The following is a 13,994-nucleotide window of genomic DNA, read 5'->3' as shown; positions in this document are numbered from 1 at the left end:
GCGTCGGCCCTCACATCCCCCGCAGTCGCTCCCGTGCCGCCATCAACGCGAAGCCCAGCAGGTTCTCGCCCCGCCAGTGCTCCGGGGCCGTCGCCGCCTCGTCGTCCGCCGCGAGGCCGATGCCCCAGACCCGGTCCACCGGGCTCGCCTCCACCAGGACCCGGTCGCCGGTGTTCAGCAGGAACGCGCGCAGCGCCGGGTCCGAGGCGAACTTGTGCACGCTGCCCTCGACGACGATGCGGAACCGCTCCCGCTCCCACACCGCGTCGTCGAAGCCGCGCACCAGGCGCCCCGCCTTCTTCGCCTCCGCCGGATGCTCCGCGGCCAGTACCCGCCGCTCCGCCTCCGCGTCCTCGAAGAGACGCGCCTTGCCCGCCATCATCCAGTGCTCGGCGGTCGCGTACTCCACCCCGTCCACCGTGAACGGCGACGGCCACCACTGGCTCAGGCAGCTCGGGCCGATCCGGCCCTCCGGGAGCGGGCGGTGTCCCCAGAAGCAGAGGTACTTGATCCTCGCGCCCGCCCGGACCTCCCCGAGCAGCGCCTCCCTGTTGTCGATCATGCCGGTGTCCCCCGTGATCCTCTCCATGCACGCGAGTCTGGCACGCGCCACTGACACTCCGTCCGTCCTTTTCCGTGGCGACTCGACACCTGGTCGACAGATTCCGTCGCGTAACCAAATGGCAACAACGGAATCACTTGTTGGGGGTGCGGTGCTCTGTCAGGATCGGCACTCACATCGAGCCTGAGCCACACCGGCCCCCACCACGGGGAGACCGAGGAGAGCCGACATGCACAACCCGGGCAACGCCACCCCGGACCGATTCCCGGCCCAGGACCGCTTCGCGGACGGGGCCCAGTACATCGCGGGCCGTCTGACGAAGGGCACCTCCGGCCGCACGCACACGGTGGTCGACCCGGCGACCGGCGAGGACGTCCTCACCTACGAGCTCGCCGGCACCGAGGACGTCGACGCGGCCGTCGCCGCCGCCCGCGCGGCGTTCCCCGGCTGGTCCGGCGCCACCCCGGGCGAGCGCTCCGACGCCCTGCACCGGTTCGCCGCCGTCCTCGCCGAGCGCGCCGAGGACTTCGCGCGCGCCGAGTCGCTGCAGTGCGGCAAGCCGCTGAAGCTGACCCGCGAGTTCGACGTGCCGGGCACGGTCGACAACGCGGCCTTCTTCGCGGGCGCCGCCCGGCATCTCCAGGGGCAGTCGGCCGGCGAGTACTCCGGCGACCACACCTCGTACGTCCGCCGCGAGCCGATCGGCGTCGTCGGGTCCATCGCGCCCTGGAACTACCCGCTCCAGATGGCCGCCTGGAAGATCCTCCCGGCGGTCGCCGCGGGCAACACCGTCGTGCTGAAGCCCGCCGAGATCACCCCGCTGACCTCGTTGATGTTCGCCCAGGCGGCGACCGAGGCCGGGATCCCGGACGGCGTGATCAACATCGTCACCGGCACCGGGCGGGAGGCCGGTGAGCACCTCGTCGGCCACCCCGACGTCGCCATGACCTCCTTCACCGGGTCCACCGCCGTCGGCAAGCGCGTCGCCGAGGTCGCCACCGCCACCGTCAAGCGCCTCCACCTGGAGCTCGGCGGCAAGGCGCCCTTCCTCGTCTTCGACGACGCCGACCTGGACGCCGCCGTCCACGGCGCGGTCGCGGGCGCGCTCATCAACACCGGCCAGGACTGCACGGCCGCCACGCGCGCGTACGTGCAGCGGCCCCTGTACGAGGCGTTCGTGGAGAAGACCGCGGCCCTCATGGACACGGTCCGCGTCGGTGATCCCTTCGCCCCCGGCACCGACCTCGGCCCGCTGGTCAGCCACGTCCAGCGCGACCGCGTCGCCGGCTTCGTCGACCGGGCCCGCTCCTACGCGCGCGTGGTGTGCGGCGGCGAGGCACCCCAGGGCGACCTGAAGGAGGGTGCCTACTACCGGCCGACCCTCATCGCCGACGCCGCGCAGGACAGTGAGGCCGTCCAGTCCGAGATCTTCGGCCCGGTCCTGGTCGTCCTGCCCTTCGACAGCGACGACGAGGGCATCCGGCTCGCCAACGACACGCCGTACGGGCTCGCCGCGTCCGCGTGGAGCCGGGACGTGTACCGGGCGAACCGCGCCACCCGCGAGATCAAGGCGGGCTGTGTGTGGATCAACGACCACATCCCGATCATCAGCGAGATGCCGCACGGCGGATACAAGGCGTCCGGCTTCGGCAAGGACATGTCCGCCTACTCCTTCGAGGAGTACACGCAGGTCAAGCACGTCATGTTCGACAACATCGCGGTGGTCCGCAAGGACTGGCACCGCACCGTCTTCGGGGACCGATAGCCATCACGCCAGGCCGCCGACCACGGCCGGCCCACCCGAAAGGGCAACCACGCGCATGGAGCAGTACGAGCCCGACCGCCTGACCCCGGCCCAAACGGCCGCCATGCGGCGCAGTTTCACCAGCGGCAGGGCCGCCCTCACCCGCCGCTCACTGCTGCGCGCCTCCACCGGCGGCGTGCTCGCGGCCGGGGGCCTCGGGGCGCTCAGTGCCTGCGGCATCCCCGCGGCCGGCAAGACCGAGGGCGGCGTCTCCGCACAGGACCGCTCGGCCCAGGAGAGGAAAGTCGCCTTCTCCAACTGGACCGAGTACATGGACGTCGACGAGAGCGGGCGGCGGCACCCGACGCTGGAGGCGTTCACGAAACGCACCGGCATCCAGGTCACGTACACGGAGGACATCAACGACAACAGCGAGTTCTTCGGCAAGATCCAGCCGCAGCTCGCCGCCGGCCAGGAGACGGGCCGCGACATCATCGTGCTCACCGACTGGCTGGCCGCACGGCTGATCCGCCTCGGCTGGGTGCAGAAGCTCGACCCGGCCAACCTGCCGCACGCCTTCGCCAACCTGTCGCCCCAGTTCCGCAGCCCCGACTGGGACCCGGGCCGCGCCTACTCGTACCCCTGGCAGGGCATCTCGACCGTCATCGCCTACAACAAGAAGGCGCTGGACGGCATCGAGGTCCGCTCCGTCTCCGACCTGCTCGACAACCCGAAGCTCAAGGGCCGCGTCGGCTTCCTCACCGAGATGCGCGACACCATGGGCATGACGCTGCTCGACATGGGCAAGGACCCGGCCCGCTTCACCGACGACGACTACGACGCGGCGATCGCCCGCCTCCAGAAGGGCGTCGACAGCGGCCAGATACGCCGCTTCACCGGCAACGACTACACGTCCGACCTCACCAAGGGCGACTTCGCGGCCTGCCTCGCCTGGGCCGGTGACGTGGTCCAGCTCAAGGCCGACAACCCGGACGTCGACTTCGTCATCCCGGACAGCGGCTACATCACGTCGAGCGACAACATGCTGGTCCCCAACAAGGCCCGCCACAAGACCAACGCCGAACGGCTCATCGACTACTACTACGAGCCCCGCCCGGCCGCGGAACTCGCCGCCTACATCAACTTCGTCTGTCCCGTCGACGGTGTGAAGGACGAGCTTGCGAAGATCGACGAGGACGCGGCGAACAACCCGCTGATCATCCCCGACAAGGCCATGCAGGCCCGCTCCCACTCCTTCCGCTCGCTGAGCGCGAAGGAAGAGATGGCCTGCGAAGAAAAGTTCGCGAAGCTCACTGGGGCGTGACGACGATGAATACGACGAAGGCTCAGCCGGACGCGACGGACCGCGGCGGCGACGTCCGCCTGACCGGCATCAGCAAGACCTACGGCTCCTTCACCGCCGTGCACCCGCTCGACCTGACCGTGCCGCAGGGCTCCTTCTTCGCCCTCCTCGGCGCCTCCGGCTGCGGCAAGACCACCACCCTGCGCATGATCGCCGGACTGGAGGAGCCCAGCAGCGGCACCGTCCACCTCGGCGACCAGGACGTGACCGCGCTCCCGCCGTACAAACGGCCGGTCAACACGGTCTTCCAGTCCTACGCCCTCTTCCCGCACCTCGACATCTTCGAGAACGTCGCCTTCGGCCTGCGCCGGCGCGGCATCAAGAGCGTGAAGAAGCAGGTCGAGGAGATGCTCGACCTCGTCCAGCTCGGCGAGCAGGCCCGCAAGAAGCCCCACCAGCTCTCCGGCGGCCAGCAGCAGCGCGTCGCGGTCGCCCGCGCCCTGATCAACCACCCCAAGGTGCTGCTCCTGGACGAGCCGCTCGGCGCCCTCGACCTCAAGCTGCGCCGCCAGATGCAGCTCGAGCTCAAGCGCATCCAGACCGAGGTCGGCATCACCTTCGTGCACGTCACCCACGACCAGGAGGAGGCCATGACCATGGCCGACCAGGTCGCCGTGATGAACGCGGGCCGCGTCGAGCAACTGGGCGCCCCCGCCGACCTGTACGAGAACCCGCGGACCACCTTCGTCGCCAACTTCCTCGGCACCTCCAACCTCATCGAGGCCGAGGTCGTCTCCACCGGGGGCGACGATCTCGTGGTGAAGGCGGCCGGGGACAAGCTGACCCTGCCCGGCGCCCGATGTTCCGCGCCGGCCCGCGCGGGCGGCAAGGTCCTGGTCGGGGTGCGCCCGGAGAAGATCAGCCTCACCCACGCGGACGACGCCGGCTCGATCCCCGCGGGCCGCAACCGCATCACCGGCAAGATCGGCAACACCAGCTTCATCGGCGTCTCCACGCAGTACGTCGTCGACTGCGCCGCCTGCCCCGAGTTCGAGGTGTACGCCCAGAACATCGACCGCGACGCCCGCCTCGCCCCCGGCGCCGACGTCGTCCTGCACTGGAACCCGGCACACACCTTCGGCCTGGACGCCTCCCAGGACATCGACGCCGGCGTGGCCGAGGGGGAGGACGACTGATGTCCACCCTCACCGAGGCGCCACCGCCGCTGTCCCCGGCCGCACCGGCGAAGAAGCCCCCGCGCAGGCGGGGCCGCACGACGCCGTACTGGCTGCTGCTCCCCGGCATCCTCTGGCTGATCGTCTTCTTCGCCGCGCCGATGGTCTACCAGGCCTCCACGTCCGTGCAGACGGGCTCGCTGGAGGAGGGCTACAAGGTCACCTGGCACTTCGCCACCTACTGGGACGCGCTGTCCGAGTACTGGCCGCAGTTCCTGCGCTCGGTCGCCTACGCCGCCTCGGCGACCGTGCTGTGCCTGCTGCTCGGCTACCCGCTCGCCTATCTGATCGCCTTCCGGGCGGGCCGCTGGCGGAACCTGATCATGATCCTGGTGATCGCGCCGTTCTTCACCAGCTTCCTGATCCGCACCCTGGCCTGGAAGACGATCCTCGCGGACGGCGGACCCGTCGTCGGCGCCCTGAACACCCTGCACGTCCTGGACGTCACCAGCTGGCTCGGCTGGACCTCGGGCGACCGCGTGCTGGCCACCCCGCTGGCGGTGGTGTGCGGCCTGACGTACAACTTCCTGCCGTTCATGATCCTGCCGCTGTACACCTCGCTGGAGCGGATCGACGGCCGGCTGCACGAGGCCGCGGGCGACCTGTACGCGAAGCCCTCCACGGTGTTCCGCAAGGTCACCTTCCCGCTGTCGATGCCGGGCGTGGTCTCCGGCACGCTCCTCACCTTCATCCCGGCGACCGGCGACTACGTCAACGCCTCCCTGCTCGGCTCGGCCGACACGGGAATGATCGGCAACGTGATCCAGTCCCAGTTCCTGCGGGTGCTGGACTATCCGACGGCCGCGGCGCTGTCCTTCATCCTCATGGCCGCCATTCTCGCCATGGTCACCGTCTACATTCGCAAGTCCGGCACGGAGGATCTGGTTTAAATGGCCTTCGTCACCTGGTTCAAGCGCAATCTGGTCGTGATCGCCGGACTGCTGACGCTCGCTTATCTCCTGCTGCCCAACGTCATCGTCACGGTGTTCTCTTTCAACAGACCGAACGGGCGATTCAACTACGAATGGCAGCAGTTCTCCACGGACGCCTGGAAGGACCCGTGCGGGGTCGCCGGGCTGTGCGGCTCGCTGTCCCTCAGCCTCCAGATCGCCCTGTGGGCGACGCTGGGCGCCACCGCACTCGGCACGGCGATCGCCTTCGCGCTGGTCCGCTACCGCTTCCGGGCGCGCGGCGCGATCAATTCGCTGATCTTCCTGCCGATGGCGATGCCCGAGGTCGTGATGGCCGCCTCGCTGCTCACCCTGTTCCTCAACATGGGCGCCCGGCTGGGCTTCTGGACGATCCTCATCGCCCACATCATGTTCTGCCTCAGCTTCGTGGTGACCGCCGTCAAGGCGCGCGTGATGTCGATGGACCCGCGACTGGAGCAGGCCGCGCAGGACCTGTACGCCGGTCCCTTCCAGACCTTCGTCCGGGTCACGCTGCCGATCGCCGCCCCCGGTATCGCGGCCGGCGCGCTGCTCGCCTTCGCGCTGTCCTTCGACGATTTCATCATCACCAATTTCAACGCGGGTTCCACCGTCACCTTCCCCATGTTCGTCTGGGGCTCGGCGCAGCGCGGAACGCCCGTCCAGATCAATGTCATCGGTACGGCCATGTTCGTCGTCGCCGTACTGTTCGTCCTGGCCTCCATGGCCATCGGCAACCGCCGCAATCGCCGCAAGGCGTGAAGCACCTCAGCGTGATCCGCAATCCGTAGGGAGTTGAAATCATGGCCACCAGCGCCATGAGCCGCAGCAACGACTGGACGAAGTCCCTTTCCGACGCCCAGCCGGTTCCGTACTGGCTGGACGACCCCGGCCGCCCCCGCCCCGAGGCCGCCCTCACCGGTGCCGAGACCTGCGATCTGCTGGTCGTCGGCGGCGGCTACAGCGGGCTGTGGACCGCGCTGATCGCCAAGGAGCGCGACCCGCAGCGGGACGTGGTGCTGCTGGAGGGCCGCGAGGTGGGCTGGGCCGCCTCCGGCCGCAACGGCGGCTTCTGCGCGGCCTCCCTCACCCACGGCCTGTCCAACGGCCTCACCCGCTGGCCGGACGAGATCCACCGGCTGGAGGAGCTGGGCGCCCGCAACCTCGACGCCATCGAGGAGGCGGTCGCCCGCCACGGCCTCGACTGCGACTTCGAGCGCACCGGCGAGATCGACGTCGCGACCGAGGAGTACCAGGCCCGGGAGCTGACGGACTGGTACGAGGAGATCAGCGCCAAGGGTCTGGCGGAGGGCATCGAGTACCTGGACGCCGACGCCGTGCGCGAGCAGGTCGACTCGCCGACCTTCCGGGCGGGCCTCTGGGACCGGCGGGGCGTGGCGATGGTGAACCCGGCCAAGCTGGCCTGGGGTCTCAAGCGGGCCTGCCTCGCCCTCGGCGTCCGCGTCTACGAGCACACCCCGGCGCTCACCCTGCGGCCGTACGGCGCAGGCATGGCCGTACGCACCCCCTACGGCGGGGTCCGCGCCCGCACGGTGGCGCTCGGCACCAACATCTTCCCGAACCTGGTGCGGCGGGTGCGCTCCTACACCGTCCCGGTCTACGACTACGCCCTGATGACCGAGCCGCTCAGCGAGGCGCAGCTCGCCTCCATCGGCTGGCAGAACCGGCAGGGCCTTGGGGACAGCGCCAACCAGTTCCACTACTTCCGGCTGTCCCGCGACAACCGGATCCTGTGGGGCGGCTACGACGCGGTCTATCCGTACGGCGGCCGGGTGCGCGCCGAGTACGACGACCGCCCGGAGACCTACGCCAAGCTCGCCGGGCACTTCTTCACCTGCTTCCCGCAGCTCGAGGGCGTCCGCTTCACGCACGCCTGGGGCGGCGCCATCGACACCTGCTCGCGCTTCTCGGCGTTCTTCGGGACCGCGCACCGCGGCAGGGTCGCCTACGCGGCCGGCTACACCGGCCTCGGCGTGGGGGCGACCCGGTTCGGTGCCGAGGTGATGCTCGACCTGCTGTCGGGGGAGCGCACCGAGCGCACGGAGCTGGAGATGGTGCGCAGGAAGCCGCTGCCGTTCCCGCCCGAGCCCTTCGCCTGGACCGGCATCGCGCTCACCAAGTGGTCCCTGGCCCGCGCCGACGCGCACGACGGCCGGCGCAACCTGTGGCTGCGCACGATGGACCGCCTCGGCCTCGGCTTCGACAGCTGAGCCGCCCGCCGCACGCGGGCGTGTGACCCGGTTCACTCCATCGGGGGACCGCAACCCGCGTAATGCTCCCGGGAGACCTCCCTCTCCCTCGTGACGCACCCCGCGTCGACGAGTGAAAGGGAGGTCTCACATGCCTGGTGCCAAGACGGCGGTCGCATGGCTGGCATCCGTCGCACCGGATCCCGACTCCTGCCGCCGCGACTGGGAGCGCGACCCGTCGGGCGTCGCGCTGCTGCCCGCGGGCAGGGCCTGGGACGTGCTCATCGTGCCGAGCAGGCTCGGCTATCCGACCCTGGACGTGCTCTCCCGCGTCCTGGACCAGCCCGGCCCGGTGCTCGCCGACTTCGGCGACGCGCGCACGGGCTTCTTCGTGCCGCCCGGCACGGCGGCCCGCTGGGTGGGCACGGGCATCCGGACGGCCGGGCTCGGCACCTGGATCGTGGTGCCGCACCCCGCGGGGCCGGGATCCGGAGGCACCCGCTGGCTGATCCCGCCGGACGGCAGCGGCACGCTCACCGACCCCTCGTTGCTGGAACTGGCGATGCACGAGGCGGCGGCGGCTCTCGCGGTGGACGGGAACGAGGGGTAGCGGAGTGTGACGTGCGCAAGGGGTTGACAACATAATTGGTCTGGACCAAATTGGGCGCGCTCCACCCTCCCCATCTCCCCCATGTCCGGAGGCACTTGTGGAACGCTCCAGACCGCTCGTCCGTCGCCCCCTCGTCACGCTCCTCACGGCCGCGGCCCTCGCCGCGTCCGGCCTGACCGCGCTCACGTCGGCCGCCCGTGCGGCCGACGCGGACCTCGCCCGCAACGGCGGTTTCGAATCCGCGCTCGACGGCTGGACCTGCACCGCGGGCACGACCGTGACCTCACCCGTCCACAGCGGCACGGCGGCCCTGCAAGCCACCCCGGCCGGTGCCGACAACGCCCGCTGCTCCCAGACGGTGTCCGTCAAGCCGGACTCCCAGTACACGCTCTCCGGCTACGTCCGCGGCACCTACGTCTACCTCGGCGCGAGCGGGACCGGCACCACCGACGTCTCCACATGGGCCCAGTCCGCCCCCGACTGGCAGCAGTTGACGACCACCTTCCGCACCGGCCCGTCGACCACCAAGGTCACGATCTACACCCACGGCTGGTACGGCACCGGCGCCTACCACGCCGACGACATCTCCCTGACCGGCCCGGGCGGCGAGACCGGCCGGCCCCCGGAGGCACCCGGCGGTCTGAGGACCGGCTCCGTGACCTCCTCCAGCGTCGCCCTGTCCTGGTCACCGGTGGCGGGCGCGACGGGATACGCCGTCTACCGCGACGGCACGAAGGCCGCCACGGTCACCGGCACCTCCACCACCGTGACCGGCCTGACCCCCTCGACCGCGTACTCCTTCCAGGTCACCGCGGTCAACGACGCGGGCGAGTCGGCGCGTTCGGCCACCGTAACGGCGACGACCGCCCAGCGCCCGGACGACGGCGGCGGCTCCTCCGGCCTCCCGGCCCACGCCCTGGTCGGCTACCTCCACGCCAGCTTCGCCAACGGCTCCGGCTACACCCGCATGGCCGACGTGCCCGACAGCTGGGACGTCATCGACCTGGCCTTCGGTGAGCCCACCTCGGTCACCTCCGGCGACATCCGCTTCACCCGCTGCCCGGTCACCGAGTGCCCGAACGTGGAGAGCGACGCCGAGTTCAAGGCGGCCATCAAGGCCAAGCAGGCGGCCGGCAAGAAGGTGCTGATCTCCATCGGCGGCCAGAACGGGCAGGTGCAGCTGTCGACGACCGCGGCCCGCGACACGTTCGTCTCCTCCGTCTCGAAGATCATCGACGAGTACGGCCTCGACGGCCTCGACATCGACTTCGAGGGCCACTCGCTCTCCCTGAACGCCGACGACACGGACTTCAAGAACCCGAAGACCCCGGTGATCGTCAACCTGATCTCGGCCCTGAAGACCCTCAAGGCCAAGTACGGCGACGGCTTCGTGCTGACCATGGCCCCGGAGACCTTCTTCGTGCAGAACGGCTACCAGTTCTACGGCACGGGCAAGTGGGGCGGTCAGGACCCGCGCTGCGGCGCCTACCTCCCGGTCATCCACGCCCTGCGCGACGACCTCACCCTGCTGCACGTCCAGGACTACAACTCGGGCCCGATCATGGGCCTCGACAACCAGTACCACTCCATGGGCGGCGCCGACTTCCACATCGCCATGACCGACATGCTGCTCACCGGCTTCCCGGTCGCCGGCGACGCGAACAACGTCTTCCCGCCGCTGCGCCCCGACCAGGTCGCGATCGGCATGCCCGCCTCCACCCAGGCGGGCAACGGACACGTCTCCCCGGCCGAGGTCACCAAGGCCCTGAACTGCCTGACGAAGAAGACCGACTGCGGCGCCTACACCACCCACGGCACCTGGCCCGCCCTGCGCGGTCTGATGACCTGGTCGATCAACTGGGACCGGTACGCGAACTGGGAGTTCCAGAAGAACTTCGACGCGTACTTCGGCTGAGCGGGCGCGTACTGCCGCCGAGCACCAGCCGCACACCCGTCAGCAGGACCGCCCCCAGGCACCAGCTGGCCACCACGTCCAGCGGCCAGTGATAGCCCCGGCGGACCAGCCCGAAGGACACGCCGAGGACGAGGACGGCGCAGACCGCGACCAGCAGGCGGCGTACGGCCGGCGCGCGCAGCAGCGGAAGGAGCAGCAGCGTCGCCGCGCCGTACGCGACCAGCGCGGTGGCGGTGTGCCCGGAGGGGTAGTAGCCGACCGCCGGCGGCACCGCCGGGGTGCCGGGGCGGTCGGTCCACTCCTTCAGCGGGGCCACCAGCGCCGGCACCAGCACCATCGCCGCGGCCCCCGCGAGGGGCGGCAGCCACCAGCGGTCCACACCTCTGGCACGCCCGCGCCACGCGACGCCGGCCAGCGCGAGGGCGAGGACGGGCACCGCCACCTGCACGTTGCCGAGGTCGGCCAGCACCTCCGAGAACCGGTCCGGGTGCACGAGCGCCCGGCTGACCCGCTCGTCCACCCCCACCAGCGGTCCGTCGGCGACGACCTGCCAGGTGATCAGAGCGAAGAGCAGCGCGGGCACGGCGAGCAGCCCGAGCAGGCCGCGGTACGGGCGGGGTGAGGAGACCGGCATGCCCCCAGCCTGACAGGCCCCCCGCTCGCGTACGCTCGCCGCCCGTGAAGAGCATACGAACGCCACGCGAGCGTGCGCGCGAGAAGACCTTCGCCCGCCTTTTCGACGAGTTCCGGGCCGGCGCCTACGAGGAGGTCGAGGCCGCGGCCCGCGCGCTCGCCGCGGTCCCGCCGAGCCAGTGGCGCAGAGGACGGTCCCTGCCGCGGTGGCAGGCGCTCACCCTGGCCACCGGTGCGGCCGTCGCGCACGGCCGGGGCACGGAGGTGCTGCCCGAACTGGAGGCGCTGATCGCGGAGCTGGAGCCGGTCGACGTCGAGACCGAGCTGCTGCGGCTGATCGTCCGCAACCACCGCACCCTGGTCCTGATCGGCGAGGGGCGCCATCGGGAGGCGGAGGCCGAGGCCCTCGACGTGCTGCGCGGGACGACGCGGATCGCCCGGCTCACCTCGCTCGGCGCCGTCGACCTGATCGCACTGTCCCACCTGGCCACCGCCCTGTGCGGCCAGGGACGTCACGAGGAGGCGGAGGCCGTCGCCCGCGGGAACCTGCCCCGCGCCCGGAAGTCCGTCCTCGCCGCCCTGCATGCCGTCCTGGTGCGCAGCCTCACCGGCCGAGGCCGGTACGAGGAGGCGCTCGCCGAGGCGCGGCGGTTCACCCCGCCCCTCTCACGCGGGGACAGCGGACGGCTGGACCTGGTCACGGCCGAGGCGCTGCACGGACTCGGCCGGCGCGACGAGGCGGAGGCCACCGTCCGGCGGGCGCTGGCCGACTGCCGGCGGGACCTGCATCCGGCCCATCCGCGCATCCGGGAGGCCCGCGCCCTGCTCGGCCGTATCACCGGGGACGAGTGAGGCGCACGCGCGCCCGGACACACCGAAGGGCCGGCACAAGGGGGGGAGTGTGCCGGCCCTTCGGTGAACCGCCGTCCCGGGTGCCGAGGCGGCGTCCTGACCGGAACGTCGCGCGCCCCGGGGGGTTTGGGGCGGGCGACCGTCCGATCGGTGAGGAGACCCGGAACCCTCGGGTTCCGGTTGTGTGCGCGAGGCACGACCAGGTCGAAGCTGGGGAGGCCCCGGCCTGAGCTCCGCCCACGGTCCCCCGTGGACGGGGTGTATCTCTCATCTGCGTAGAACCTACGACAGGGGGTGGGCTCAGGACAGGGGCATCGGCGTCCTGACATCCACCCCGCACACGTTCTTCACACGCTCTGCGGTTCGCCGCGCCAGGCGTGCGAACCGCAGCTCAGATGCGCGTTCGGGCGGTCGCGCACCTGCCCGAGCCCGGGTGTGCGCGGGTGCTCCGCTCAGATGCGGGCGAAGCCCTGCTCGATGATGTCGAGGCCCTCGTTCAGCAGGTCCTCGCCGATCACCAGCGGCGGCAGGAAGCGCAGCACGTTGCCGTAGGTGCCACAGGTCAGGACCAGCAGGCCCTCGGCGTGGCAGGCCTTGGCGAGCGCGGCGGTCGCCTCGGGGTTCGGCTCCTTGGTGGCGCGGTCCTTGACCAGCTCCACGGCGATCATCGCGCCACGGCCCCGGACGTCGCCGATGATGTCGAACTTCTCGGCCATGGCGGTCAGGCGGGCCTTCATGACCTCCTCGATCCGCTTCGCCTTCGCGTTGAGGTCGAGCTCCTTCATCGTCTCGATCGCGCCGAGCGCACCCGCGCAGGCGACCGGGTTGCCGCCGTAGGTGCCGCCGAGGCCGCCGGCGTGGGCGGAGTCCATGATCTCGGCGCGGCCGGTGACCGCGGCCAGCGGCAGACCGCCGGCGATGCCCTTGGCGGTGGTGATCAGGTCGGGGACGATGCCCTCGTCCTCGCAGGCGAACCACTGGCCGGTGCGGCAGAAGCCGGACTGGATCTCGTCGGCGACGAAGACGATGCCGTTGTCGGCGGCGAACCGGCGGATCGCCGGCAGGAAGCCCTTGGCCGGTTCGATGAAGCCGCCCTCGCCGAGCACCGGCTCGATGATGATCGCGGCCACGTTCTCGGCGCCGACCTGCTTGGCGATCTGGTCGATGGCCTGGGCGGCGGCCTCCGGGCCGGCGTTCTCCGGGCCGGTCGGCCAGCGGTAGCCGTAGGCGACCGGCACGCGGTACACCTCGGGCGCGAACGGACCGAAGCCGTGCTTGTACGGCATGTTCTTCGCCGTCAGCGCCATGGTCAGGTTGGTGCGGCCGTGGTAGCCGTGGTCGAAGACGACGACGGCCTGGCGCTTGGTGTACGCGCGGGCGATCTTGACGGCGTTCTCGACGGCCTCCGCACCGCTGTTGAACAGCGCCGACTTCTTGGCGTGGTCGCCCGGGGTCAGCTCGGCCAGCGCCTCGGCGACGGCGACGTAGCCCTCGTACGGCGTGACCATGAAACAGGTGTGGGTGAAGTCGGCGAGCTGCGCGGACGCCCTGCGGACGACGGCCTCGGCGGAGGCGCCGACGGAGGTCACGGCGATGCCGGAGCCGAAGTCGATCAGGCTGTTGCCGTCCACGTCCTCGATGACGCCGCCGCCGGCGCGCGTGACGAAGACGGGCAGCGTGGAGCCCACGCCCTGCGCGACCGCGGCGGTCCGGCGGGCCTGCAGCTCCTGCGACTTCGGGCCGGGAATGGCGGTGACGACGCGGCGCTCCTGCGGAAGTGCGGTCATGGGGGCTCCTGTGGATCTTTTCGGACGCTTGCCTTCTTTTCTCGCAGGCTAGGACCGTCGGCGGGGGGTGGGCATGCTCCATGTGGGCGTTGTCCGCGCCGGCCGTTGTCCGCGGTGGACATGTGACGCGTACGGCGACATGTGGACACGTCGACGCGGGCCCGGCCGTGTAAGCGGTGAAGTCGCCCTGTCAGGGCGTTAGATTGGCTCGCTG

Annotated in this window: 12 protein-coding genes and 1 pseudogene; 9 read left to right on the top strand and 4 right to left on the bottom strand. The window is 70.9% G+C overall.

The window, feature by feature from the left end:
• Window positions 1-10 precede the first annotated feature (10 nt).
• Window positions 11-589 carry an NADAR family protein gene (locus AB0E77_RS19850; RefSeq protein WP_361572350.1) on the bottom strand — a complete coding sequence of 193 codons (579 nt, stop codon included), beginning with the start codon at window positions 587-589 and terminating at the stop codon, window positions 11-13.
• Between the two features lie 202 nt (window positions 590-791).
• On the opposite strand from AB0E77_RS19850, the gene AB0E77_RS19845 reads away from it, so the two are divergent.
• From AB0E77_RS19845 to AB0E77_RS19810, 8 genes are all read left to right on the top strand, one after another.
• Window positions 792-2,327 (top strand): gamma-aminobutyraldehyde dehydrogenase, encoded by a 1,536-nt coding sequence (locus AB0E77_RS19845; protein ID WP_361572347.1) that lies wholly within the window; start codon window positions 792-794, stop codon window positions 2,325-2,327.
• A gap of 55 nt (window positions 2,328-2,382) precedes the next feature.
• Entirely contained in the window at window positions 2,383-3,630 is a 1,248-nt protein-coding gene (locus tag AB0E77_RS19840) for a spermidine/putrescine ABC transporter substrate-binding protein (RefSeq protein WP_361572344.1), read from the top strand.
• Window positions 3,631-3,635: 5 nt separating this feature from the next.
• Window positions 3,636-4,805, top strand: a complete 1,170-nt coding sequence (locus AB0E77_RS19835) for an ABC transporter ATP-binding protein (protein WP_361572460.1) — start codon at window positions 3,636-3,638, stop codon at window positions 4,803-4,805.
• Window positions 4,805-5,734: an ABC transporter permease gene (locus AB0E77_RS19830; RefSeq protein WP_361572341.1), complete on the top strand. Its 930-nt coding sequence runs from the start codon at window positions 4,805-4,807 to the stop codon at window positions 5,732-5,734. The genes AB0E77_RS19835 and AB0E77_RS19830 overlap by 1 nt, the downstream gene beginning before the upstream one ends.
• Complete coding sequence (locus tag AB0E77_RS19825; protein ID WP_361572337.1) at window positions 5,735-6,535, top strand: ABC transporter permease; 801 nt, start codon at window positions 5,735-5,737, stop codon at window positions 6,533-6,535.
• Window positions 6,536-6,576: 41 nt separating this feature from the next.
• Window positions 6,577-8,004, top strand: a complete 1,428-nt coding sequence (locus tag AB0E77_RS19820; RefSeq protein WP_361572334.1) for an FAD-dependent oxidoreductase — start codon at window positions 6,577-6,579, stop codon at window positions 8,002-8,004.
• Between the two features lie 130 nt (window positions 8,005-8,134).
• Window positions 8,135-8,593, top strand: coding sequence for a hypothetical protein (locus AB0E77_RS19815; protein ID WP_361572331.1), 459 nt, complete (start codon window positions 8,135-8,137; stop codon window positions 8,591-8,593).
• A gap of 97 nt (window positions 8,594-8,690) precedes the next feature.
• Entirely contained in the window at window positions 8,691-10,508 is a 1,818-nt protein-coding gene (locus AB0E77_RS19810) for a glycoside hydrolase family 18 protein (RefSeq protein WP_361572328.1), read from the top strand.
• Here AB0E77_RS19810 and AB0E77_RS19805 read toward each other — a convergent pair.
• Entirely contained in the window at window positions 10,447-11,142 is a 696-nt protein-coding gene (locus AB0E77_RS19805; protein ID WP_361572325.1) for a phosphatase PAP2 family protein, read from the bottom strand. The two genes, AB0E77_RS19810 and AB0E77_RS19805, sit on opposite strands and share 62 nt — an antisense overlap.
• 44 nt (window positions 11,143-11,186) lie before the next feature.
• On the opposite strand from AB0E77_RS19805, the gene AB0E77_RS19800 reads away from it, so the two are divergent.
• Window positions 11,187-11,993: a tetratricopeptide repeat protein gene (locus AB0E77_RS19800; RefSeq protein ID WP_361572322.1), complete on the top strand. Its 807-nt coding sequence runs from the start codon at window positions 11,187-11,189 to the stop codon at window positions 11,991-11,993.
• 102 nt (window positions 11,994-12,095) lie between these two features.
• On the opposite strand, the pseudogene AB0E77_RS19795 reads toward AB0E77_RS19800, so the two are convergent.
• Both AB0E77_RS19795 and gabT read right to left on the bottom strand, forming a co-directional pair.
• Window positions 12,096-12,264, bottom strand: a pseudogene (locus AB0E77_RS19795) (phosphoesterase); the annotation flags it as partial.
• Window positions 12,265-12,445: 181 nt separating this feature from the next.
• Window positions 12,446-13,780, bottom strand: a complete 1,335-nt coding sequence (gene gabT / locus AB0E77_RS19790) for a 4-aminobutyrate--2-oxoglutarate transaminase (protein ID WP_361572319.1) — start codon at window positions 13,778-13,780, stop codon at window positions 12,446-12,448.
• Window positions 13,781-13,994 lie beyond the last annotated feature (214 nt).

Source organism: Streptomyces sp. NPDC032940, from assembly GCF_040636935.1.
Lineage (GTDB): Bacteria > Actinomycetota > Actinomycetes > Streptomycetales > Streptomycetaceae > Streptomyces.
The sequence above is the reverse complement of the archived record's forward strand: the minus strand, read 5'-3'. Positions and strand labels throughout refer to the sequence as shown.

Coding starts and splice junctions, on each gene's coding strand:
- AB0E77_RS19850 (WP_361572350.1), bottom strand. CDS start 589: ATGGAGAGGATCACGGGGGACACCGGCATGATCGACAACAGGGAGGCG.
- AB0E77_RS19845 (WP_361572347.1), top strand. CDS start 792: ATGCACAACCCGGGCAACGCCACCCCGGACCGATTCCCGGCCCAGGAC.
- AB0E77_RS19840 (WP_361572344.1), top strand. CDS start 2,383: ATGGAGCAGTACGAGCCCGACCGCCTGACCCCGGCCCAAACGGCCGCC.
- AB0E77_RS19835 (WP_361572460.1), top strand. CDS start 3,636: ATGAATACGACGAAGGCTCAGCCGGACGCGACGGACCGCGGCGGCGAC.
- AB0E77_RS19830 (WP_361572341.1), top strand. CDS start 4,805: ATGTCCACCCTCACCGAGGCGCCACCGCCGCTGTCCCCGGCCGCACCG.
- AB0E77_RS19825 (WP_361572337.1), top strand. CDS start 5,735: ATGGCCTTCGTCACCTGGTTCAAGCGCAATCTGGTCGTGATCGCCGGA.
- AB0E77_RS19820 (WP_361572334.1), top strand. CDS start 6,577: ATGGCCACCAGCGCCATGAGCCGCAGCAACGACTGGACGAAGTCCCTT.
- AB0E77_RS19815 (WP_361572331.1), top strand. CDS start 8,135: ATGCCTGGTGCCAAGACGGCGGTCGCATGGCTGGCATCCGTCGCACCG.
- AB0E77_RS19805 (WP_361572325.1), bottom strand. CDS start 11,142: ATGCCGGTCTCCTCACCCCGCCCGTACCGCGGCCTGCTCGGGCTGCTC.
- gabT (WP_361572319.1), bottom strand. CDS start 13,780: ATGACCGCACTTCCGCAGGAGCGCCGCGTCGTCACCGCCATTCCCGGC.